The sequence below is a fragment of the Fibrobacter sp. UWH1 genome, assembly GCF_002210365.1.
Lineage (GTDB): Bacteria > Fibrobacterota > Fibrobacteria > Fibrobacterales > Fibrobacteraceae > Fibrobacter.
This window is the reverse complement of sequence record NZ_MWQG01000015.1, coordinates 1-22,039: the sequence shown is the minus strand read 5'-3', so window position 1 is coordinate 22,039 and position 22,039 is coordinate 1. Positions and strand designations below refer to the sequence as shown.

Below are 22,039 nucleotides of genomic sequence, written 5' to 3'. Positions count from 1 at the left end.
TTTTGCTATCTTGCGAGTCCTAAAAAGTCAGGAGAGGTAAATGGCAAATATTGTGGACAATGGTGTGTTGGACCGGGAACTGAATCCGGAACAGGCTGCTGCAGCCAAGAAAATCCAGGGACCCATGCTGATTCTCGCTGGTGCTGGTTCGGGAAAGACCCGTTGCATTACCTATAAGATAGCCCATCTCGTTTCTGCCCACAATGTGGAGTCCGATCGTATTTTGGCGGTGACCTTTACCAATAAGGCCGCTCGCGAAATGAAGGAACGTATTCACAAGCTTCTGGATTGCAGGATGAGCTTCAGCTGGATGGGAACTTTCCATTCTGTTTGTCTTCGTCTGCTGAAACTTTGCCTGTCCAAGGAATCCGTAGTGGCCGCTATGGCCGGCTCGGGGGGTAGGTGGTACGACGGTAACTTCTCCATTTATGACGATGATGATCAAAAGCGTATCCTTAAAGAAATTCTTAAGGCTGACGGTGATGAAAATGTGGAAGCCGCTGATGTAAAAAAGGCTCACGCCGCCATTTCCAAGTTCAAGAATTCTATGATGGTGGTAGGGAACAGTACCTTGTTGCAGACTCCGGAAGTGGCTCGCAACAATGCTCAGTACCCTGACGAAGAAAAGTACGCCCGCTATTATACGGAATACCAGAAGAAACTTCTGGAATCCAATGCCATGGACTTTGACGACTTGCTGTTCAATACGGTGCTCATGCTGCAGAAGTTGCCCAATTTGGCGAATCAGCTGGCTACCCGTTTTCAGTATGTGGTTGTGGATGAATATCAGGATACCAACGATGTGCAGTATGAACTGCTGAAGTTGCTGATGAATGAACAGCACAATGTGACTGTGGTGGGCGACGACGACCAGAGTATTTATGGCTGGCGTGGTGCCAACATCAAGATCATCCGTAATTTCCATCGCGACTTTGCTCCGGTGACAATCGTCAAACTGGAACAGAACTACCGATCCACATCGAATATTGTCAGAGGCGCAGGGTCTGTGATCGCTCACAATATCCGTCCGCAGGAAATGCAGAAGAACGTGTTTTCCAAGCAGGAGGCGGGTGAACTGATTCATGTTCGCCACTTTATGGACGATCGCTCCGAAGCTTCTGCCATTGCCGATACTATTGCCAAGGCCGGTCCTGAATCGTATGCCAAGACTGCGGTCTTCTATCGAACAAATTCCCAGTCCCGTTCTCTTGAAAAGGCTTTGAACGATCGACGCATTCCTTCTGTGATTTTTGGTGGAACGCGATTCTGGGACCGCAAGGAAATCAAGGACATTATTGCCTATCTGCGCGTATTGGCCAACGAACGTGATGACGCCGCCTACCTCCGTGTTATCAATACGCCTCCTCGTTCCATCGGTAAGACGACTGTGGAAACGGTCCTGGAAAAGGAACGTAATGGGGAAGGTTCCTTCTGGGAAAATCTGCTGGCCGAAGCCAATGGCCTTGGACGTACGGCTCCCAAACTTAAGGGATTTACAGACTTGGTTCTCGGTTGGAAGGCTTTGGTGGCCGCAGGCGAGACTCCGCTGCCCATCCTTGCCGAAAAGATTATCAATGACGTTGGCTATAAGGAATTCCTCCGTAAGGAAGATGAGATTACTGCTGACGAAAGAATCGCTAACTTGGATGAAATGGTTAACGCCATCCGTGAATTCGATGAAGAACATCCCGGTGCTACTTTGGATGCGTTCCTCCAGGATATTTCCCTTTTGACAGATGGCGACAAGAAGGTGGATTCTTCTAAGGGACAAGTTACCCTTATGACGATTCATATGGCCAAGGGCCTGGAATTCAATACGGTTCATATTGCGGGTTGCGATGAAGAAATTTTCCCGTTGATCCGAATGTCTTCCATGATGTCTGGATCCGAGATGAATGAACAGATGGAAGAGGAACGTCGACTGTTCTATGTGGGATGTACCCGAGCCGAAAAGAAGCTGTTCCTGTATCATGCGGAACGCAGGTTCTTCCAGGGGAATATCCGTCCCTTCGCCCCGTCCCGCTTCCTCAAGGAATTGGATCCGTCTGTTGTAGATTTTGTACCGTGTGAAGATTTCGGATTTGGTGGCGGTTTCAATAGCTTCAATCAGGATTACTCTCAGGGTGGTGGCTTCAGGGCTCCTCGCATGGGAAATCCTCCTCCGCCCATTCCTCGTCGTCCGGGAGCCTCTGGTAGCTTTGGCAGTCGTCCCAGTTCCGGTAGCTTTGGTGGCCGCAGTTCCGCACCTTCTAATTTCGGTTCACGCGGCTTTAGCGGTGGATTCAGTCGCCCTGGCGCTGTTCCTGATTCCATTCGCAAGAACGATAAGCGCATTGTCTACCGCAATCCGGTTTCTGTTCCCAAGCCTGCTCCTGCGGCACCCGCAGGCCCCCGTGTGGTGTACGACGAATTCAGCGAGAATCCGTTCCACCAGGGAGCAAAGGTTCGCCACATCAAATATGGTATCGGCGTGGTTCAGAAATCCTACGGAACTGGAGACAACGCCCGAGTGGACGTCCGCTTTGGAGACGGTGTCACGAGAACCATTATCCTGAAGTACGCATCGTTGGAAGTGGTCTAGAGGGTGAACGATTAACAGTTAATAGTTAATAGTGAAGAGTGGATGGTGGGCTGTGAGGGTGTGTCATCCCGAGCGAAGTCGAGGGATCCAGGGACCTAGATACGAATTATGAGTTAAAGTAAGGCGCCTTTGGCGCGATTATCTAGCTCACGGCTCACAGCTCACGGCTCACAGCTCACGGCTCACAGCTCATAGCTCACTGCTGAAAGGAGCCGCAGGCTCCGCCCTTCTCACTCTTTTTACCGTCTACTACCGCCTTCCAACCGTCTACTTCCTACTACCTACTATCTACTTTTTTCTACATTGTTCCTGTATTTGATAAAAAAGAGGCTTTTATGCTTGAACGTGAAGAAGTATTGAAATTGGCTAAGCTTTCTCGCCTGAGTGTTTCCGAAGAGGAAATTCCGGCTCTGAAGGGTCATCTTGACAAGATGCTGAACCAGATGGAAGCTTTGAAGGCATTGAACCTTGCCGATGTCGAACCTATGACTGGTGTCGAAAATGGTGCTACCATTCTTCGCGAAGATGTTCCCATGCAGGGTTTCACCCTGGAACAGGCTTTTGCAAACGCTCCGGCCGTAGAAAACGACCACTTTGCTATTCCCAAGGTCATTGGCGGTTAATCTCTTCGATTTTTAGTCTATGACCGTGCATTGCATAGTTCCTGCCCGCATGGGGTCGTCTCGTTATCCCGGGAAACCCCTAGTCAAGATAGCTGGCAAGGAAATGATTGTACGCACCTTGGAACGGGCCCGTGATGCGGGCTGTTTTGGGACGGTGGTCTGTGCTACTGATTCTGAAGTCATTGCCGATGTAGTGACCAGGGCTGGTTTTGAATGTGTCATGACCGGTCCTGCCCAGACGGGGTCTGATCGTGTGGCTGAGGCCGCTTGCAAGCTGGGACTTGACCTTGTGGTAAACTTGCAAGGGGATGAACCGCTTGTGGAGCCTGCTTTGCTGGCTCAGGTGGCTAGGGAACTGGAATGTCATCCTGATTGCTGGGTGACGGTTGCCTGCCCCCTTAATCCTGCCGAACATCACTTGAACACCGTGGTGAAAGTCCTGGTGAAAGATGGTGTGGCTCTTGATTTTACCCGTGATGTAGACGAGCGATGTCTCGCCACAGCAGATCAGTTATCTGCGGAGTGGTTCCAACATCAGGGTGTATATGCTTATTCTCGGGCTTCCCGCGATGAATTCGCAGCTCTTCCTCAATCCAGCGTTGAATTGGAACGCTCTTTGGAACAGATGCGTATTATTAATTGCAGGACCATACGCATGGTTAAAAGTCCTTATATCTCCATTTCTGTAGATGTACCATCGGACGTGGCTGCCGTAGAGGCTCGTCTAGTCCCTTGATTTTTTAGATTCAGACCCTCGCCTTACGAGAGTTCTTATGAACGGACCAGAAAAAAAGATGGTTTTTCTGTCTTTTGTCCTTTTTGTCATGGGAATCGTTTACCGATTCTTGCCTTGGGGACTTCCTTCGATCGATACGTTCCAGGTCGGAGATCCTGTTGTCATCGCGAATGTTGAAGATTCAACTCATAGGGAATTACGCGGAGACCCGGTTGAAAAAACGGTTTTTGTTGCAGACAAAATAAAAGACAATTCTCAAAAAATGTCCAAAAAGAAGCCGCCAAAAGTTCAATTTCCCATACCGATCAATTCGGCGGATTTAGATATGCTTTGTGCCTTGAAGGGGGTTGGTCCGAAGCTTGCCGAAAAGATTATTGCCCAAAGAGAGTCCTCTGGCCCCTTTAAAAGTGAAAAAGACCTGAAAAAAGTGCCTGGAATTGGCAAGAAAAAGTTGGAGACCATACTGCAAGGGGTAATTTTTGATTAATTTTTTACATGGAAAACTTTTTGTAAGTCATTGATAGTATGAGTGATAAGAAATTATACATGGGTATCGAGGTGGCTGACGCCTCCCTGAAAGTTGCCGTTTTTGATGTGGATGAACGCCGCGTTCTGAAGACAGCTATTCTCGAGACTGAAACCAGCCCTCTGGATGACGTTTTTGCTTTTGAATCCGTCCTCGAAGGTTGGATGGAATTTGCGAAGATTGAATCCGTAGATGCAGTTTCGGTTACCGTTCCTGCATTCAGGTCTATTGTCCGTCAGGTGTTTGTTCCGGCTGAGGCTGCCAAGACTCTGGACGAATACCTGAAGTGGTACGTTTCCCTGATTACGAATGCTGATCCTGGTGCCTATATCATCGATTACCAGGTCTTGAGCGGAAGCGAATCGCTGGGCTTTACCGTCATGCTGATTGCGGTCCGCCACCAGTGGGTGGACAACATGCGCAAGGGCTTCCGTAACAAGTCCCTCGCACCGAAGTCCCTGGACGTGGATGTTCTTTCTGTAATGAACCTGATGGCCTTTGCAGAAAACATGACTGAACTGGAATGCGTTATTAAGGCTGACTACGCCGGTGTGACGCTGATTTGGCTCACCAAGGATAATCTGCAGGCCCTGCGTTGTGTCTCTACTCTTCCCCTGGTAAACAAGACTAAGGAAGAAGCTTACAAGATCCTTGTCGAGGGCATTGTCGAACAGATTAAGGTTGCCCAGGAAGAAAATTCTGCCATTGTCACCAAGAATGTCAATCTTTGCGGTGAAATGGCTCTGGACCCCGAATTCATGGTATGCCTCAGAAAGGCTCTTCCGGATTGTCTGCTCACATCCATGGATTCTTTCTCCAACATTAGACTTCCGGTGGAAGCTGAAGATTCCGCTGCCGTATTGAGTTGCGCCGGTGCCATTGGTGCTGCCCTTTACGCATTGGAGGGTGTATGATTCATTTGAACTTGATTGATGCCGCTGAACGACTGACTGTGGTCGAGTCCGTTTCTCCGGTTCACGTTACCAGTATCGACGAACTGAAGAAGAAGAGCCGCAAGAAGGCTCTTACGGTTGCCGTTGCCGCTCTGTTTGCCATTGTTGCTTTCAGTGCCTTCCTCAGCATTTGTGGCGTTCCCGCTCCTCTGCAGGGTATTTTCCCCGAGGCTTACTTGTCTCTGATTGGTGCCGAAGATGCAAGCCGCACCGCACTTGTCATGGGCAACGGACAGCGGACTTCCGCAGGTGGTTCGTTGGAAGCTCAGGCTGCTGCACAGGCTGCCGCCCTGCGTTACCGCGACAATATGACCGCCAAGCAGGTCGTGGGTGAAATCAATCCTCAGGCTCTGTTTAACAACAAACGCACGGATTACAATTCCTACCTGCCTCTCGAAAAGGTTTCCTTCCAGAAGTCTTCTCTGGGTCAGTTCGTTGCTTTCATGAATTCGGCAACTCCCGAAGACGTGGGCTTCTCTGACTGTATCTACCAGGCTCCCAACTACTTCTATGTTCGTGGTGTGGCTGCTAAGCCTGCTTCTCAGCGCAGCTTCCTGGATCGCATCAAGACGGTTAGCTCCAACTTTAGGACTCCGCCTCTGCCGGAAAACGCTCCTGCAACCGACATTACCGCCTTCGGTCAGTACAACGTAGAGAATGTTAACCTGAATTCTGTCAACAAGTTTGTTTCCGCTGCTGAAGTTGCCAACGAAGTCAAGGCTATAAAGACCTTGGGCTCTACCAACAAGGTATCGTTCAATGGATTCGAAAAGCCTGTTGTTGAAGATTTCGGTGTCTACAAGCGTTTTACCTATCAGGTAACTACTTCTGCTGACTTTAGCGATCTGCAGGCATTTGTCGCTGCCTTTAGCGCATCTCCCATCCGCATGGGCGTTCCGTCTGTAGAAATGAAGTTTGCAAGAAAGGACTTGCTGACTGCCATTCGTTTCGAAATGTTCGTGATTCCGTAATTGGGTTGAACTCATGCCCATTCGCATCACAGGTGGAAATCTGAGGGGACGCAATGTTCCCTCTCCGGACACATCAAAAACTAGACCTACAGCCTCCCGCACGAGGGAGGCCCTCTTTAATATTCTTCAGGGCGTAGAAAATTTCCGTATGCTGGATCTGTTTGCGGGAACCGGTATCATGGGAATCGAAGCCTTGAGTCGTGGCGCCGCCAGCGTGATTGCTGTAGAAATGGCTCATGTGCAAGCCCGCCTGGTGCAACAGGCTTACAAGGCCTTGAATCTTGAATCGAAGTTGACTTTGCTGGAAAGCAATGCCCTGACTTTGTCCAAGGAAACCTTTTGCAAGGAAGAAGGCTTTGACCTGATTTACGCCGATCCTCCTTTCAAGAATATGGATTACCCGGATTTGCGCCCTTTCGTTGATTGGCTGAATCCTGGTGGCGTGGCGGTGTTCGAGGCTCCCACCAAGAATTTACCGGCCTGGGTCAAGGAATCCGAAGAAGCGGGTGAGGCCTCTGTCCGAAAGTATGGCGAATCCTCCCTGGTCATTTTCCGCAAGGATCTTTAATTGGGGTAGAAATGTCCGAGAAGAATGTTGCTACATCTAGAGTGGCGGTCTTTGCGGGATCCTTTGATCCCTTTACTTTAGGTCATTTGGATATCGCAGAAAGGGCCTGCAAACTTTTTGATGAATTGTGGATACTGCTGGCGGTAAATACCTCCAAGAAGTATATGCTGGCTGGAGACTGCCGTGAATCTCTGGTACGGGAAGCTGTTGCCCATTTGCCCAACGTAAAGGTGGCTTCCTACGAAGGTCTTACTGTAGACTTCATGAAGTCTGTCGGGGCCCAGTTCCTGGTTCGCGGAATCCGTAACGGTATGGACCTGGATTTCGAGCAGAGCGTCTCCTGGAACAACAAGGTGCTTTACCCGGATTGCGAAACCGTGCTGCTTTCCAGCAAGCAGGAACATCTGGCTATTAGCAGTACCGTGGTCCGTGAAATCGTAAAATGTGGAATCGCTGATACCGCTGAAGGTGTCGAGACTTTAAAGAAGTTCCTGCCCGAAAATGTAATTCGGTTTATCACAAAGTCAGCTGTGTGAATTTGCTATTTTTCGTAGTGAAAATTCTTTCGACAATTTATTGAATAGGTAATGTGAAATGCGACCGTTTAGTTTTTTGCCTAAGGTTTTGCGAGTTCTGCTCCTGATCAACGCTGGTGTTTTTGCCGCAGCCTTTGTTCTGGGTGGTGTGCTAGGCTTGCAATTGAACATTCCCGGTGTTGGACCGGGCAATCTTCGCGACTATATCACTTATTTTGGCGCCTATTTCCCCACGGTTCCGTACGAAGCCTGGCGCTATGTGACTTACATGTTCGTCCATGTGGATTTCTGGCATTTCCTGTTTAACATGCTGATGCTCTGGATGTTCGGTTCCGACGTGGTGGACATGATGGGTTCGAAACATTTTACGGGCATGTATATGTTCTGCGGAATTTTTGCTGCAGTGTTCAGCCTGGTTATGTGTGTACTGGGCCTGACCAATAATCCCATTATCGGAGCCTCTGGCGCCTTGATGGGGCTGTTCGTGGCCTACTATAAGTTCTTCCCCAACCGTGTGATTCTCATGTTCATGTTCTTCCCCATGCGAATCAAGTACGCCATGTGGTTTATGGTGGGTATCGACGTGTTCATGGCTCCCTCCGGAGATGGCGTGGCTCACCTGGCTCATTTGGGCGGTGTCGTTGGTGGCTTTATCTATATGCATTTTTACGAACGTGGCTTTGGCAAGATTGGTAATCTTGCCGACAAGTTTGAACGCGCCGCCCGCAAGGCCCGCGGCCCTAAGTTCAAGATGAATGACGGTGGCCGTGCGGAATCCAGTCGCAGTTCCCGCAAGTCGGACGAACCCTTGGAAGGTGAAGTTTTCTATGTAGACGAAAACAAGCGCATGGACGAAATCCTGAAGAAGGTGAACGAAAGCGGAATCAATTCGCTGACTGACTCTGAACGTAAATTCCTTCTGGATGCAAGCGAAAAGCTTCGCCGCCGTCGGTAGTTTTAAAAATGCGGGTCTCTGTACCCGCCTTGTTTTTTAAAGGTTGAACGAACTCATATGACAAAAAAAATTCTTGGTATTGGAGCTGCCCTGGTTGATGTCTTGGCCAATGTCAGCGAAGAATGGATGGCTGCACAGGGTGTTCAGAAGGGTGGCATGAATCATGTGGATTGGTCCCAGATGGAAAAGTTCCTGGGCGAGTTGAATAATCCCATTCGCGTTCCTGGCGGTTCTACCTGCAATACCATGGTGGGTATTTCGAAGCTGGGTGGCGATTCCGCCTTTATTAGCCGCGTGGGTGATGACGAACTGGGTCGACTGTTCCAGAATCATCTGAAGTCTCACAATGTGGAAAATCGTATGGGTCTTTCTGACGTGGCTACGGGTTGCGTCTTTAGCGCGGTGACTCCCGATGCCCAGCGTTCTATGTGGACTTTTTTGGGTGCGTCTAACGATATGAAGTCTGAGGATTTCTGCCCGGAACTGTTTGATGGCGTCTCCCTGATTCTTGCGGAAGGTTATAGCGCCTTCGATACCGAAAATTTCAGGAAGTGCTTTACCTTGGCCCGTTCCCTTGGTGTTGAAACCGCTCTGGATTTCAGTTCCTTTGGGGTGGTGGATGCCTGCCGCGGCTTGTTCGATGAACTCTTCGAAAAGAAGATGATCGATATCGTGATTGCCAACGAAGACGAAGCCTTCGCCTATGCCGGTGTCAAGGAAGAGGCCGCTCTTGAAGTTCTTGCCAAGAAGGCCAAGGTGGCTGTGGTTAAGATCGGCAAGCGTGGCGCCTTGATTGCCAAGGACGGCGTGGTGACTCGTGTGGAGGCTGGTGCTGCCAAGGCCATTGATACCACCGGGGCAGGCGACCTGTGGGCTGCCGGTTTCCTTTATGGCTATATGAATGGCTGGGATATGGATCGTGCCGGTAAGTTGGGTAGTGTTGTTTCTAACGAAGTGGTGCAGGTCATGGGTGCCATGATTCCTGAAGAGGGGTGGAAACGCATTAAGTCAACGGAATTGTAGTCTTTTTTACGAAAATTCGGCTGATTTAATCACTCTTTGTAAAAGACAGTTTACGGACTGTCTTTTTTTGATATATCTTTAGTGGTAGTAAAATTGTGTTTTGGAGGCTAAAATGAATCTGGCCAAAAAAGTTTTGTTTGTTGGAATGCTGCTGGGTGTGTCTGCCTGGGCTGAAGAATCCATTTATGTTCGCAATGTGTGCGATACTTTGCTTCATAGTTCGTTTCCCAAGGTGACTTTGAAGATGGCCTATATGGATGAGACCTTGTGGAAAGGTAGCAAGGATTTGAAAACGGCTACTTCTGTCACGCAAACTCGTCATGAAGATATTTGGACTTTAAAGCCTTCTCGAAATACCAAGTACAATTTCCCGTATACGGTAACCGCTGCCTGTAGTGAAACTTATTCCAACGACTATAAGTATTACTCTTGGTTGAGTTCGAGTTCCTCTGGAAGGTGGGAGCAAGGTTCGAGTGACTATGCTACGGTTATTTTGGATATCCATGGCAATAAGATGAATGGTTATGATTCTACCAATACCAATAATCTTCGGGTGTTTGTGGAGGACGACTTTCCTGAAGATGGATCTTATCGTTCTGGAGAAATTCTTGCGTCTAAAACCTATGAATTCCAGTTTGACTGGTGGTATGCTTCTGTAGCCTATTACCATGTCACTAGAAGGGATACTGTTGTTAAGGGTGGTGAGACCAAGGTGACTACCGCAGGTAAGTATTACTTTGGTGAAAGTGTTGGCATGGATTCTGTAACGGTTGTTGATCAGGCTAAAAAGGCTGTTGCAATTCCGGATTCAATTAAGGACGTGACATTGCAAGTAGTTCATGGCATATTCATGGACGAACGGAAGATCGGGTTGAGTAGTTCTACCGAAAATGAAGTTTCATCTTCTTCCCAGTCTGCGGAGCCTGCTTCCTCTGAAAATGCGGTGGCTGGGTCATCCCAGTCAGCAGAGCCTGCTTCCTCTGAAAATGAAGTTTCATCTTCTTCCCAGTCCGCGGAGCCTGCTTCCTCTGAAAATGAAGTTTCATCTTCTTCCCAGTCAGTGGAGCCTGCATCTTCTGATGACGAATATGGTCTTACATCTATTGCAAACTTGAAGTCTGTTCCAAAATTCTCGGGAAGCCGTTTGCAGGTGCGCCGTCTAGATGGTTCCTTGGTTGCTCCTGGTGACGCCATGGTGCCTGGTGTTTACTATGTAAAGGGTGCCAATGGTATTTGGAAAAAGCAGATGGTTCTTCCGCGATAGTTCCAAAACTCAAATTCTTCAGTTTGCTATATTGTAAAACATGAAGAATTTGATTGCCTCTATTTTTGCAGTCGTCGTTCTTTCGGCGACTTTTCTTTTTGCCCAGGATTCCGCTGTGGTTGCACCTGTCGCCACTCCGGCTGAGCCTGCTGTTGTTGAACAGGCTGCTCCTGCAGAAGTTTCTGCCGAAGATGAACTGAAGCGTGAAATCGCTGTCCGTGATTCCGTGATGGCTGTTCGCGATAGTTCCTATTCTGTAGAAAGGGATTCCTTGAAGAAGGCTCTGGAAGTGGAACAGGCCAAGAGCGCCAACTGGGAAAAGAGCTACAATACTGCCAAGCAGAACAACGAAGTTTGCGCCCAGGCCTTGAGCGTTTCTATCGGCGTTAATGAAAAGAAGAAGGAAAAGGAAAATATGGACCGTCAGCAGGCCGCCATGATGACTTCTACTTCTTTTATGGGCGGTCTCGGTCTCGGTATGTTGCTGTTCTGGTTGATTTTCGACTAGAAATTTAAAGGGTGTCTGGAATGGTTCGTCTAAATTTTATCTTGATACCGCTGTTGCTTGCTGCGGGGATTAGCTGCGCCAAGAAGGGTGGCGATTCCCAGGAGACGTCAGTTCTTAGACCTCTTTCCCGAATTGAGCTGAAATCTGCCGAGATTTCTGCCTACATGCCTCAAAACAGGTTGCTGTTCTCTGTGGGCGATTCCAACAATATGGATGTCGTGGACTTGGCTGATCCGACGAAGCCTGTGGTTCAAAAAACATTCTCGCTTGATGGGGAAGCGACAAGTGTTTCTATTCATGGAAACTTGATTGCCTCTAGTTTGCTTGCGGACCCGGCTTGGGAAGATGGTTTTGTTGAGCTGATGCAGTACGTGGGGGAGCAACCTGAGGATTCGTCTGTGGTGGGGGGCGTCAAGAAAATCGGGACGTACAAGGTATGTAGTCATCCGGATATGATTACGTTTACCCCTGATGGAAAGGCGTTGCTAGTGGCTTGCGAAGGCGAACCTAGCGAAGATGGTAAAATCAATCCTCCTGGCGGTGTTGCCATTGTAAGTCTTGATGATGCCACCTTTATGGATATTTCTCCTGTGGTGACCGTGGTTCCTTTTGACGATGTGGATGTGGAACCGGAATACATTACAGTTTCTAAGGATTCTAAATGGGCTTGGGTCAGCTTGCAGGAAAACAACGCCATTGCCCGCATCGACGTGGTCGGCAAGAAATTGGATGGCGTGTTTGATTTAGGCTATGTGGATCATTCCAAGGCCGGGTTTGGACTGGATGCCATTAAGGATGGCAAGATCCGTATTGAAAATGCGTTCATTAGGGGACTCCGTCAACCTGATGGAATTAAGGCCTTCGAAACGGAAAGTTCAACTTTTGTCGTGACAGCAAATGAAGGTGCCGATGTCAAGAATTTTGACGAATCAAAAATTTGCGGCAATGAAGAAATGTGCAAGGTGAAATTTGGCTCCCGTTCCATTAGCGTGTTTGATGGTTTTTCGGGTAAGTTGATTTGGGATTCCGGAGATGCCCTGGAAAGGGAATTTGCCAGAAAGTATCCCAAATATTTTAACTGGAATTCCAAGAAGGGAAAACGTAAGGCTGATGCCCGCAGCGATGATAAGGGCTGCGAACCGGAAAATATTGTAATCGGTACTGTAAATGGCCGCCGTCTAGCCTTCGTTGGATTGGAACGGATGAGTGGTGTTGCTGTTTTTGACTTGACCAGCATTGGCACGGAGCATGTTGCTCCGAAGCTTGTTGAATATACCATGGATCCTGAAGATCGCGGTCCTGAAGGTATGTTGTTTATTGATGAGAAGAACAGCCCCCTTGTGGGAACTCCCATTCTGATTGTCAATTACGAATACAGCAAGTCGCTGGTGATTTATACTATCAAGTAGTTCGGGGTCCGTGGCCTAGAGAACGGATTCCGGCCAGGGATGCTTGGGGTATCTGCCGCGAAGTTCCTTGCGGACTTCGGCGTAGGTGTTCTGCCAGAATCCTGTTAAGTCCCAAGTTTTCTGAATGGTTCTGAAGTTTGGGGCAAGAATATCGTAGCGGACCTTCAACTTTCCGTCGGCAATTTTATGTTCGCCTCGCAACTGCATCAAGTCTTCGATGCGGGCGGAAACTTCTACGAGAACGCCTTCAGCACTTTGGGTAACGAGATTGCTGCCGGGGGTTCCCGGTTCCGGTGCTTCAACTTCCTGATAACTGTAGCGAGCTTTCTTGCCGTTGGGGAGAATGTAATGGTCGGGGAAGGTCTTGTGAAGCCATTGCAACATGGATCGTCCGAAGTAGTCTTCAAGAATGGCGCGGTAGCGGTCTTCGTTCAGGTCGCGTAGCAGGAAGATGCCGTTGGCGAATTCATCAAAGATCAGTTCCATATCTTCTTCATTGAATTCAGGAAGGCTGAATTCTGGATACAGTTGTGCGGCCAGTCGCATCTTGATTAGAAGAGTCTGCAGATTTTCTGTAAGGTAACGCCCGGTCCAGTTTTCCTTTTCCAGCTTTTCTTTCCAGGCGCTGACGGTCAGTTCCTTTAGCTGATCAAGAACGGCGGGGGAGGCTTCCTGAGGGAGAATTTCCCGTTCGACTGTGCCGCGGATTTCCTTTCCGATAAAACGTTCCTGGCCACTACGCCAAATGAGTTCGTAGCGGGCTTCTTCGTCCTCGTTTTCTAGAAGACTTCTAGGAACGGGAACGTAAAGGTTTAGACGGAGTTCCGTCTTGGTGCCTGCAGCGGCGCCAGAGCTGGTGCGGAGCATGGTCATGGCCAGCAATGCAAAGGGCGGTTCCGGATGTTGCAGGCGGATGACATTCTGGTTGGGAAGCTTATAGGATCCGTTACTGGACGTGGGGGAGGCAAGCCTATCGGAGTAGGCCTTCATTAGCATCTGGATGGTTTCGGTTTCGTTGTCTGCGCTTTTCTTGAAGTTCTCCTTTTTGCAATAGTCTTGCAACTGTCGCAGCGTTAGTGAAACTTCGCGGGGAATGTTGTTGCCGTGTCCAGAAGAATCGCCTGCCAACATCAGTAGGTTGGTGGGCTGCTTGTTCTTTTGCAACGTTTCTGTGCCGCCGTGAATCCATGCCATTGCAGACAAAGTTAAATTACTGATTCCTGCAGGCTTGGACTTGATTAAAACGTAAGCCAGCTGAACATCGGAAAGGGGGGACTGAACGGCCTGCAGACCCAATTCCGTAATTCCATTTTCGTCGACCATGTCCAATTCTTGCAGAAGTTCCTTCGCGACGATTTCTCGTTTTTCGGGAATAGCCGTCGGCAGAACCAATCCATTCTCGCCTCTAGTTCCTTCTCTCTCGTCTAAGAAACGTTCCAGTGCGGACTTCTGTAACAAGAATTCGGAAGGTTCAATTTGGGTAACTTCGGGAATGATTCCGCGGGGCATTCTGTTTTCTGATTCTTCGCTCCACAGTCGGATGCAGGCTCCGTTCTGTGTACGGCCTGAACGTCCGGAACGCTGGATGGCATTCTGCATCGAGATGGAGGCGGTGCGTAGTACGTTTACTTTCTGGCTGTCGTCGTATTCGGAAATTCGTTCCACGCCGCTATCTACCACGCCGCTAACGTTGGGAACGGTGATGGAGGTTTCGGCAATATTGGTGGTAAAGATGACGCGGGGGCGTTCCGTTTCTTCGAAGATTCTGTCTTGAACATCACGTTCCTGACCGCCATACAGATCTAGAAATTCTGCAGCATTGCCCATGGATTCTTCGGCTGCAGTGTGGCATTTAGAAATTTCGGCTTTACCGGGGAGGAATACCAGTGTGGTTTTCCAGACGTTGCTGCGGTACAGGGACTTGAGGGCCTTGACCACTTCACTTTCGAGGGAGGAACCTGCTAATGGGGTTTGATGTAAAATCTGGACCGGATAAAGAGGGTGTCCCAATTCCAGACATTTTACGCCTAGGGCATTTTCCATTTCTTCGCGATTCAGCTTTGCTGACATGACCGCAATTCGCGGAACTTTATCACTGTTTTTTTCGCGTCTTTCGTCTTTCGTCTGTAGTCTAAGCAGGTAGCTGAACAGCAAATCCATGTCCGACTTGCGCTCGTGGTATTCATCGAAAATAACCCATTCGGCGTCCATTTTCCCGTGGAGAAGTTCCTGCAGAAAGTTTCCGTAGGTCTGGAACAGAATGCGGGTTTCTGCGCTTTTGCAGGTGTCCTGTCTGAATTGATAGCCTACGGTCTTGCCACAAGGTTCGCCGTGTAATTTTGCGGAATACTGGGCCAGGGAAAGAGCAGCGATGCGTCGGGGCTGCAGTACTACCACACGACCTGTACAATGCTTCGAAAGGAACCAGGGAATATATAGGGACTTGCCGGAACCGGTGGGCGCTTCAACCAGTAGATTTCTGGTTTGGTCAATCGCTTCGATCAGTTTGGATTCTTCTTCGGCAATGGCAAGGTCTTTGTATGTTCGGAACATCTTGTTTCGTGCGGTTGAATTTTGAAGTCTGCTTTAAATGCTTATGAAAAAAGCGCGACCTTGATCGCGCTTAATCTTTATCCTTTAACCTTTAATCTACTAGGTCTTGGGGAAGCGGAGCTTTTCGCCGGTGGCGACATCGTTGTAAGGCTTCTTGCCGGCCTGGAACTTCTGGTTAATGACCAGGTTGTCGATACGGCGGCGGAGGCCCTGTTCAGTCTTGCAGAAGAAATAGGCAACCTGTGTGGTGCCCGGCACCAGGAACATGGCCAACTTGTACTTTTGCTTGACGGCGTTGCGGAACAGCTTCAGGTCTTCCTTCTTGGGGATGACGTAGGTGGCGCCTTCCTTGACTTCGCAGATCATGTCGGCATCTGCCAGCAGGGCATGAGACTTCTGCTTGAGGGCGGCGAAGTTGGGCTCGGTTGCCTTCTTGATGGTTTCGAGACTGAATGCTCCACCACCTTCCTTGAGGGCCTTGCGGAGTCCGCGAATTGCGAAGACTGCAAAGACGATAATGACTAGTGCGATAAGATAGGGCCAATTGTTGGCAAGAAAGTCTAACATAAAAACCTCGGGTTTTCTCCTTGACGAAGCCAAAGATAGAAAAAATGAAATGTGTTTTTTTATCTTTGTACTATAAATTTGAGGATTTGTGAAGATAGTTTTTGCCCCATTACACTTTTTGGAAGCCTTGCTGCTTTTGTTGGCGCTTTTTTTGATGGTCCCGTCTGTTGGTGCTGTCTGTGTTGATGGGTCGATTATCAAGAAAATAGAACTGGGTGGTCTAGAACATACAAATGAACGCGTGGTGCTGCGTGAATTGCAGAATCGTGAAGGCGAACCCTTTTCTACAGAGAAATTTGAGTCTGAAAAATTAAAACTTCAGGATCTGGATTTATTCACAGAGATTTCCGCAAACTGTGAAAGTGCCGATAATGGCGGCGGGATGGTCCTTCATTATTCCTTCAAGGAAATTTTCCGCTGGATTCCCGCTCCGGCGGGGAAGACGACTGACCGCGACGGGCTCATGATCGGCCTTGCCTTGGCAAATCTCAATGTGCTTGGTGAGGACATTCGTGCCGAGGTCCAGTACCGTACTGCAATTGACCCGATTTTTGAAAGCAACGAATATGCCTTCTATGCAAGTTCGCCGTACTTGTTTGGACTCCCGGTGGGCTGGAATTTCGAATTCTTGCGGACCGATAGCTGGGATGACTTGCGTTCCTTTCAGGACGATAGCTACCTGGCCGATCTGGATGTAGAATATCAGGTGCTTTCCCGACTTTCGCTGCTGGGAACGGTGGCGGTTCGTTATTTGGAGAAGGCGGCGTGGCTTCCCGAAGCGGGCCTTGGCTTTGCCTTTGATTTCCGCGATAGTAAACTGGACAGCCGCAAGGGTGTGTATTTTGAGTACATGATGACTCACGTAGGCTATGGAGACGATCATGATGCTGATTGTACTGTGGAAAGCTGTGACGACATGGGCGGCGAGAACTACTGGGAACTGCTGACGGATGCACGCGCCTATTATACGGCATGGCGCTTTATTACTGGGGCTACGGCTCTTGTTCGTATTCGTCCAGGCGATGTAGAACGTTACGATTATTTCTATCATGGCGGAACCAATACCTTCCGCGGACATGAAGCCGACAGCAATAGTTTAGGCGTCCACGAGGCTCTTCTGACTTTGGAAGAACGTTTTGTGTTGCGCGAACGTAAGGCGGCTTCTCTCTGGGGAATCAATTTCTTCTATGGTTTGCAGCTGGTGGCTGGCCTTGATGGAAGTCTGCTTTGGGACAAAGGTTCGCCAAGCTGGAAGAACTATGAAGGTGCTGTTTACGGTGGCCTGCACTTGGTGATTCCCGCCTTGGACCGTGTGCGTTTTGAAGTAGGCTATAGCCCTGACCGTAAGGAACCTAAGTTCTATTTCGGACTTTTCGACAAGACGACTTCTGCCCGCTGGCGCAGTCGATAATTTCTTGATTTACGATTTATAAAAATTTTTTTATTTTATTTCAAAAAATTAGGAGTAGAAAATATGAACTTAAAATTTATCCTGTCCATTGGCGCACTTGCTTTATTTGCTGCCTGCGGTGATGATTCCTCTTCCAACTCTTCTGCAGATCCCGTAAAGAACGATGATCCCATGTCCATCTTCGAAGTCCGTAAGCCGGATTCCGTGAAGGTTTCCTATACCGACGAAGATGGCAAGCCTGCTTCTGAAAAATTCATGCAGCAGGATTGGATTTGCACTTTTAACTACGAAGGTGAAGATGGTTACTTCTACATTCAGTCTTCTGTAGACGAAGTGGAAATGCTCATGTCTGTTGTTCCGGTTTCCTCTGAAACTGAAAAAGCTGAACTTTATGTGAATGGTAAAATGGTGCCTGTTTCTAAGGCCGAGTATAGCTGGGGTGGAAACCATCATAACGATAACATCTCCTTTACCTACAAGGACAAGGTGTTCAAGTTTTACCACTCTTCCTTTGGCTTTGGATGGCGTTCTTGCCAGGAAATGGACTGTCTGCAGGTTTTCAAGGCTGACGGTGAAACTGAAATCAAGGATGGTTGCACTTCAGAACGCTCCTTGCCTGTTGTCTGTAGAAATGTTGATGAAAAGGGCCGCGTAAGTAGCTTTGATGATACTTTTGAAAAGTGCCCTGGTGATTTTGATGATTAATCTGAAAAAATATCGTAATTGTTTTATGGCCACACTAAGCGCAGTGGCCTTTTTTTCGGCTTGTTCCGATGACAGTTCTTCTTCTTCGGTGAACGAGGAATTTTCTGGTCTGCATATTAACGCTTCTGGTGCGAAACTTGAGAGTTTTTTTGTCGGAGTCGATGGACAGCAAATTTTATGTCCGGGATCGGATAGTGACAATCTGAAGTGTACTTCTTCGGGTGTCTCTATTTCCTTTGACGTAGGCGATTCTGCCGATGTGGTGGTGAAGGCCTGGGGAAACGAATTCTTTGCCGGAAAGCTGGGCGCGGACAAGGATCGTAATATCGATGTTTCCTTGAGTCGCCTTGACGAATTCAAGAATACTGCAGATGAAGCTTCTGGATTTACTGCTGATGAAGGTTACGATGCTTTCTTGAAGAAGGCTTATAAGTCGTCGACTGAAATTGGCCGAAGCTACCTGGTCAAATTCATCATTACGGATTTTGATTCCAAGAAGCCTGTGCTGCATTTGCAGAATACCGGCAAGCATTCTCTGCATTATGAATTTGCAAAGAAGGTGCTGAAGGATTCCCGTAGCTTGTCGGAATTTGAAAGCGATGTTTATTACAGCACGAAAAAGAAGACTGTGGCTGGAACGTTAGTCTATTATGCGGCTCAAGATTCCATGATCGCCCTGACGTTCTTCCCGACAGACAAGATTAGTGCAGAACTGGTGGCGAAAACTCATCGCATTATTGAATCCCGTCTGCAGTTCCTGAATGTGGGAACAAAAAAGAATCGCCTGTATTATATGCCGTCGGGTAGCGTGGCCGAATCTGCGGCCGAAGATTACGCTGATGAATTTAAACGGTTAGACGTTCCCGTGTACACTCATGCCCAAATCTTTGGAGACGTCAGTCTTCAGATTATGAATACGGGTGTCGCTTACGGTACTCTCAGAAAGTTTACCGCCGATGAACTGGATACGGCTATTGTTTCTTCCCATGATATTTTAATTCTTGAAACCCTGCCTGCCGAAATTCCGCTGGTGGCTGGCGCTATCAGCAAGGATGCCCAGACTCCGCTTTCTCATGTGAACCTTGCGGCCAAGGCTCGTAAGACTCCCAACATAGCCTTTAACGGGCATGAACTGCCGGACTCCCTTCTGGCTCTTTGCGATAGCCTGGTGAAGCTGACGGTCAGCACCACGTCCTATACCGTAGAAAAGACGACCTTGAAAGAAGCTAAGGAATATTGGGAAAGTCTCAAGAAAGAAAAGACGATCCTCTCTTATGACTTGAGCGAAAAGGGATTCCCCGATTTCAAGGATCTTGGTTTTAATTCTGCGGGATTCGTAGGCGTCAAGGCAGCAAACCTGGCTGAACTTCAAAAGTTTATTCCCGAAAATTCTCCTGATGGTTTTGCGGTACCGTTCTATCATTACGATAATTTCATGAGCTATGCCCAGGTGACGGAATCTCTTTGCCTTCGCTCTCAAAAGGATTGCAAGAAGGAAGGTCGCTCTTCTGAAATTTGCGATTACATCGAGACCCTGTGCGAGTCTGCAGTCAAGGACGATTCCTTGCCGCTGAAAAAGTACATCGCCGCTGTAACTGCTGACGAAAAGTTTGAATCAGATACCCGTACAAGGGAAGCTGTTCTTGATAATATCCGTTACATGATCCGCCATATTCCCGTAGACGAAAAATTCGGTACGGAACTGGATGAAAAGGTCTACAAGATTTTTGGGGAGACTCCGGTGCGCTTGCGTTCCAGCACGAACTCCGAAGACCTTGATGAATTTAATGGCGCAGGACTTTATAAGTCAGTAAAGGCGACCCGCGAGCCTAAGGATTTGCCCTCCGATGAAATTCGTAAGGTCTGGGCCTCGGTTTGGAGCTTTAAGGCCTACGAGGAACGAACCCTGTGGAACATCGACCATTTCTCTGTGCAGATGGCTGTTGCCGTACATGGAGCCTTCATCGATGAAGCTGCCAATGGTGTCATTGTTACCCAGAACATCGCAGACTTCTCTGTTGCCGGCATTTATGTGAATGTGCAGAAGGGTGAAGTTTCCATTACGAATCCCGAAAACAATTCCAGACCCGAAATTTTCTCTATCGTTCCTGCGGCCAAGGGCGTTCAGAAGGTTCTTCTGCAGAGCTCCACGTTGTCTCCGGATGAACCCGTCTTGACTGATTCCGAGGTGACGGAACTCTATGGCTTCGTCGAGAAAATCCAGACTCATTTCGCCAAACTCTACAAGAAGAGCGCCGATGAGCTGATTTTGGATATTGAATTTAAGGTGATGGGCGACGAACGCGAACTGATGTTCAAGCAGGCACGCCCCTATATCCTCTAGATGTTGAGAAAACGGTGAGCGAGAACAACATTATCTCAATGTTAGACCCCTTACCGCTTGACGTATAGGATTATAATACTAAATTCTTATTACAAAATTTGATGGATTGTCAAAAGATGAAGAACTCAAGGTGAGTTCTCGTAGGAGAAAAATGGCTATTAACTATTTGGATTTGCCCATCGGCAAGAAATATCCGTACGAAGTGGATTGTGTTGTGGAAATTGGTAAGGACACCAATTTGAAGTACGAATATGATGAACGTCTTCATGTTTTCCGCTTGGATCGTTGCCTTCTGAGCTCCATGAGCTACCCCTGTACTTATGGCTTTATCCCCAGCACCAAGGCCGATGATGGCGATGCTCTGGATATGCTGATTTACAGCCCCGCCTCCATGATGACCGGTACCGTCTGCAGTTGCCGCGTGGTTGGCGCTCTGGACATGACCGACGGCGGCAAGAAGGACTACAAGGTTCTTGGCGTTCCCGTATTTAACCCGCGCCCCATTCACGACATCAAGGATGTGGACCAGATGTTCCTCCGCATTACCAAGAACTTCTTCCAGAACTACAAGGAACTGGAAGGCAAGGATGTTCAGATTGGTGAATGGAAGGATGCCGCCTTTGCCCGCGAAAAGGTAATCGCCGCCCATCGTGCCTATTTCCAGAACCAGGTTCAGATTCCCGAAACCTGCTACCAGGAACCTGAAGCCGACACGAACCTCCCGCCTGAAGAGTTGATCTAGGGCGAGTGCCGCGACGGCAATTTTGCCGATTTTGAAATTTGGCGAAATTAAGAAAAGCCCGCTTCGACGCGGGCTTCTTTCGTTATATGGTTTAATTTTACTTTAGAAAATTCGAACCTGTACCGGCAATTTTTCGTTAATCTTTTTGGCGACCGCTTCCAGGAATTCCTTGGGGAGAGGGAGGACGTCGGGAGTGGCCGTCTGACGGATAACGGTGTACAACTGAACTTCTACGAAGTTCTTGGGTGCCGCTGCGTAAATTCGCTGGAGGTGTCCGATGTACTGTTCGATTTCTGCGTCGGTGGGAACGTCTCCCTGAAGGCTGCATAACATGGTCTGGATGCAGATGGGGTACAGCTTGATGACCTTTTCCAGGTTGTTCAGGATGGTTTCGAACTTGACTGCGGAGCGGTTCATGCGCTTGTACCATTCTTCGGTACCGGCGTCCAGCTTGGCCCAGATTTCACCGTCACTTTCCAGCAGGTAGGCCAGGGCATCTTCGACTTTCTCGTTCCCGAGGCGGCTGGCGTTTGTAATCAGGCGGAGCTTGAACTGCCCTTCGTTTTCCTTCTGGAGTTTGCGCATGCGCTTGCACACTTCGGGGAATTCCTTGACGATGGTGGATTCTCCATCGCCAGAAAGGCAGATGTCCTTTAGAATCTTTTTGTCTTCGGGAACGTGTCCAAAGAAATCGCACTTGCTGAATTCGCCGGACTTGTAGAATTCCAGGAATTGACGAAGCTCCCGCTCCACGCCGTCGATATCGATGGCGACACTTTCGTGACCTTCTTGCGGGCCGCTCTGGCAGTAGGCACAGGCGAAGGAACATTTGTGGTCGGGATTTAGGTTTATACCTACCGATAAACCGCCTGCGCGACGGCTAATGACGGGGTAGACCCAGGTGTTGTCTTTCCACATGCGGGAATGATCGCTCCATGCGGCGATCAGGGCCTTGTTCTGTTCCTGTGCTTTTTCTTGCTCGTTCATGGGCGCAAATATAAATTTTTCCGGCTCTTCATCAACATGTGTGGGTGGCTTCGCCACCCTTTTTTGTTGACATTCGC

The 22,039-nt window shown here is 48.7% G+C and carries 20 protein-coding genes; 17 read left to right on the top strand and 3 right to left on the bottom strand.

Annotation, left to right across the window (positions count from 1 at the left end; all coding sequences use genetic code 11):
• The first annotated feature begins 40 nt into the window (after positions 1-40).
• From B7992_RS08475 to B7992_RS08415, 13 genes are all read left to right on the top strand, one after another.
• Positions 41-2,581, top strand: coding sequence for an ATP-dependent helicase (locus B7992_RS08475; RefSeq protein WP_073161362.1), 2,541 nt, complete (start codon positions 41-43; stop codon positions 2,579-2,581).
• Between the two features lie 335 nt (positions 2,582-2,916).
• On the top strand, positions 2,917-3,204 hold the full coding sequence (gene gatC, locus B7992_RS08470; protein ID WP_073161361.1) for an Asp-tRNA(Asn)/Glu-tRNA(Gln) amidotransferase subunit GatC: 288 nt from the start codon (positions 2,917-2,919) through the stop codon (positions 3,202-3,204).
• Between the two features lie 19 nt (positions 3,205-3,223).
• Positions 3,224-3,940, top strand: a complete 717-nt coding sequence (locus tag B7992_RS08465) for a 3-deoxy-manno-octulosonate cytidylyltransferase (protein WP_088658520.1) — start codon at positions 3,224-3,226, stop codon at positions 3,938-3,940.
• 37 nt (positions 3,941-3,977) lie between these two features.
• Complete coding sequence (locus B7992_RS08460) at positions 3,978-4,427, top strand: helix-hairpin-helix domain-containing protein (protein ID WP_073285507.1); 450 nt, start codon at positions 3,978-3,980, stop codon at positions 4,425-4,427.
• A gap of 38 nt (positions 4,428-4,465) precedes the next feature.
• A complete protein-coding gene (locus tag B7992_RS08455; RefSeq protein WP_073161358.1) occupies positions 4,466-5,380 on the top strand; it encodes a hypothetical protein in 915 nt (304 codons plus the stop codon).
• A complete protein-coding gene (locus B7992_RS08450) occupies positions 5,377-6,390 on the top strand; it encodes a hypothetical protein (RefSeq protein ID WP_088666045.1) in 1,014 nt (337 codons plus the stop codon). The genes B7992_RS08455 and B7992_RS08450 overlap by 4 nt, the downstream gene beginning before the upstream one ends.
• A gap of 13 nt (positions 6,391-6,403) precedes the next feature.
• Positions 6,404-6,958 carry a 16S rRNA (guanine(966)-N(2))-methyltransferase RsmD gene (rsmD, locus tag B7992_RS08445; RefSeq protein WP_088666044.1) on the top strand — a complete coding sequence of 185 codons (555 nt, stop codon included), beginning with the start codon at positions 6,404-6,406 and terminating at the stop codon, positions 6,956-6,958.
• A gap of 11 nt (positions 6,959-6,969) precedes the next feature.
• Positions 6,970-7,494: a pantetheine-phosphate adenylyltransferase gene (gene coaD / locus B7992_RS08440; protein ID WP_073161355.1), complete on the top strand. Its 525-nt coding sequence runs from the start codon at positions 6,970-6,972 to the stop codon at positions 7,492-7,494.
• Between the two features lie 58 nt (positions 7,495-7,552).
• A complete protein-coding gene (locus tag B7992_RS08435; protein ID WP_088666043.1) occupies positions 7,553-8,449 on the top strand; it encodes a rhomboid family intramembrane serine protease in 897 nt (298 codons plus the stop codon).
• A gap of 57 nt (positions 8,450-8,506) precedes the next feature.
• Complete coding sequence (locus B7992_RS08430; protein WP_088666042.1) at positions 8,507-9,472, top strand: adenosine kinase; 966 nt, start codon at positions 8,507-8,509, stop codon at positions 9,470-9,472.
• Between the two features lie 112 nt (positions 9,473-9,584).
• Entirely contained in the window at positions 9,585-10,736 is a 1,152-nt protein-coding gene (locus tag B7992_RS08425; RefSeq protein WP_088666041.1) for a hypothetical protein, read from the top strand.
• Between the two features lie 40 nt (positions 10,737-10,776).
• Entirely contained in the window at positions 10,777-11,244 is a 468-nt protein-coding gene (locus B7992_RS08420; protein ID WP_073161351.1) for a hypothetical protein, read from the top strand.
• A gap of 20 nt (positions 11,245-11,264) precedes the next feature.
• Entirely contained in the window at positions 11,265-12,653 is a 1,389-nt protein-coding gene (locus B7992_RS08415; protein ID WP_073235087.1) for a hypothetical protein, read from the top strand.
• A gap of 15 nt (positions 12,654-12,668) precedes the next feature.
• On the opposite strand, the gene B7992_RS08410 is transcribed toward B7992_RS08415, so the two are convergent.
• Positions 12,669-15,206, bottom strand: a complete 2,538-nt coding sequence (locus B7992_RS08410) for an ATP-dependent helicase C-terminal domain-containing protein (RefSeq protein WP_088666040.1) — start codon at positions 15,204-15,206, stop codon at positions 12,669-12,671.
• Positions 15,207-15,305: 99 nt separating this feature from the next.
• Positions 15,306-15,773: a hypothetical protein gene (locus tag B7992_RS08405; protein WP_073161348.1), complete on the bottom strand. Its 468-nt coding sequence runs from the start codon at positions 15,771-15,773 to the stop codon at positions 15,306-15,308.
• Between the two features lie 88 nt (positions 15,774-15,861).
• On the opposite strand from B7992_RS08405, the gene B7992_RS08400 reads away from it, so the two are divergent.
• The 4 genes from B7992_RS08400 to B7992_RS08385 all read left to right on the top strand — a co-directional run bounded on the left by B7992_RS08400 (position 15,862) and on the right by B7992_RS08385 (position 20,975).
• Complete coding sequence (locus B7992_RS08400; RefSeq protein ID WP_249269279.1) at positions 15,862-17,184, top strand: BamA/TamA family outer membrane protein; 1,323 nt, start codon at positions 15,862-15,864, stop codon at positions 17,182-17,184.
• Positions 17,185-17,247: 63 nt separating this feature from the next.
• The gene (locus tag B7992_RS08395) at positions 17,248-17,889 is read left to right on the top strand and encodes a hypothetical protein (RefSeq protein WP_088666039.1); all 642 of its coding nucleotides are present in this window, start codon (positions 17,248-17,250) and stop codon (positions 17,887-17,889) included.
• Complete coding sequence (locus tag B7992_RS08390; protein ID WP_176421892.1) at positions 17,882-20,233, top strand: PEP/pyruvate-binding domain-containing protein; 2,352 nt, start codon at positions 17,882-17,884, stop codon at positions 20,231-20,233. The genes B7992_RS08395 and B7992_RS08390 overlap by 8 nt, the downstream gene beginning before the upstream one ends.
• Before the next feature lie 151 nt (positions 20,234-20,384).
• Entirely contained in the window at positions 20,385-20,975 is a 591-nt protein-coding gene (locus B7992_RS08385; RefSeq protein ID WP_073161344.1) for an inorganic diphosphatase, read from the top strand.
• 102 nt (positions 20,976-21,077) lie between these two features.
• Here B7992_RS08385 and B7992_RS08380 read toward each other — a convergent pair whose 3' ends face one another.
• Positions 21,078-21,962, bottom strand: a complete 885-nt coding sequence (locus B7992_RS08380) for a radical SAM protein (protein ID WP_073161343.1) — start codon at positions 21,960-21,962, stop codon at positions 21,078-21,080.
• Positions 21,963-22,039 lie beyond the last annotated feature (77 nt).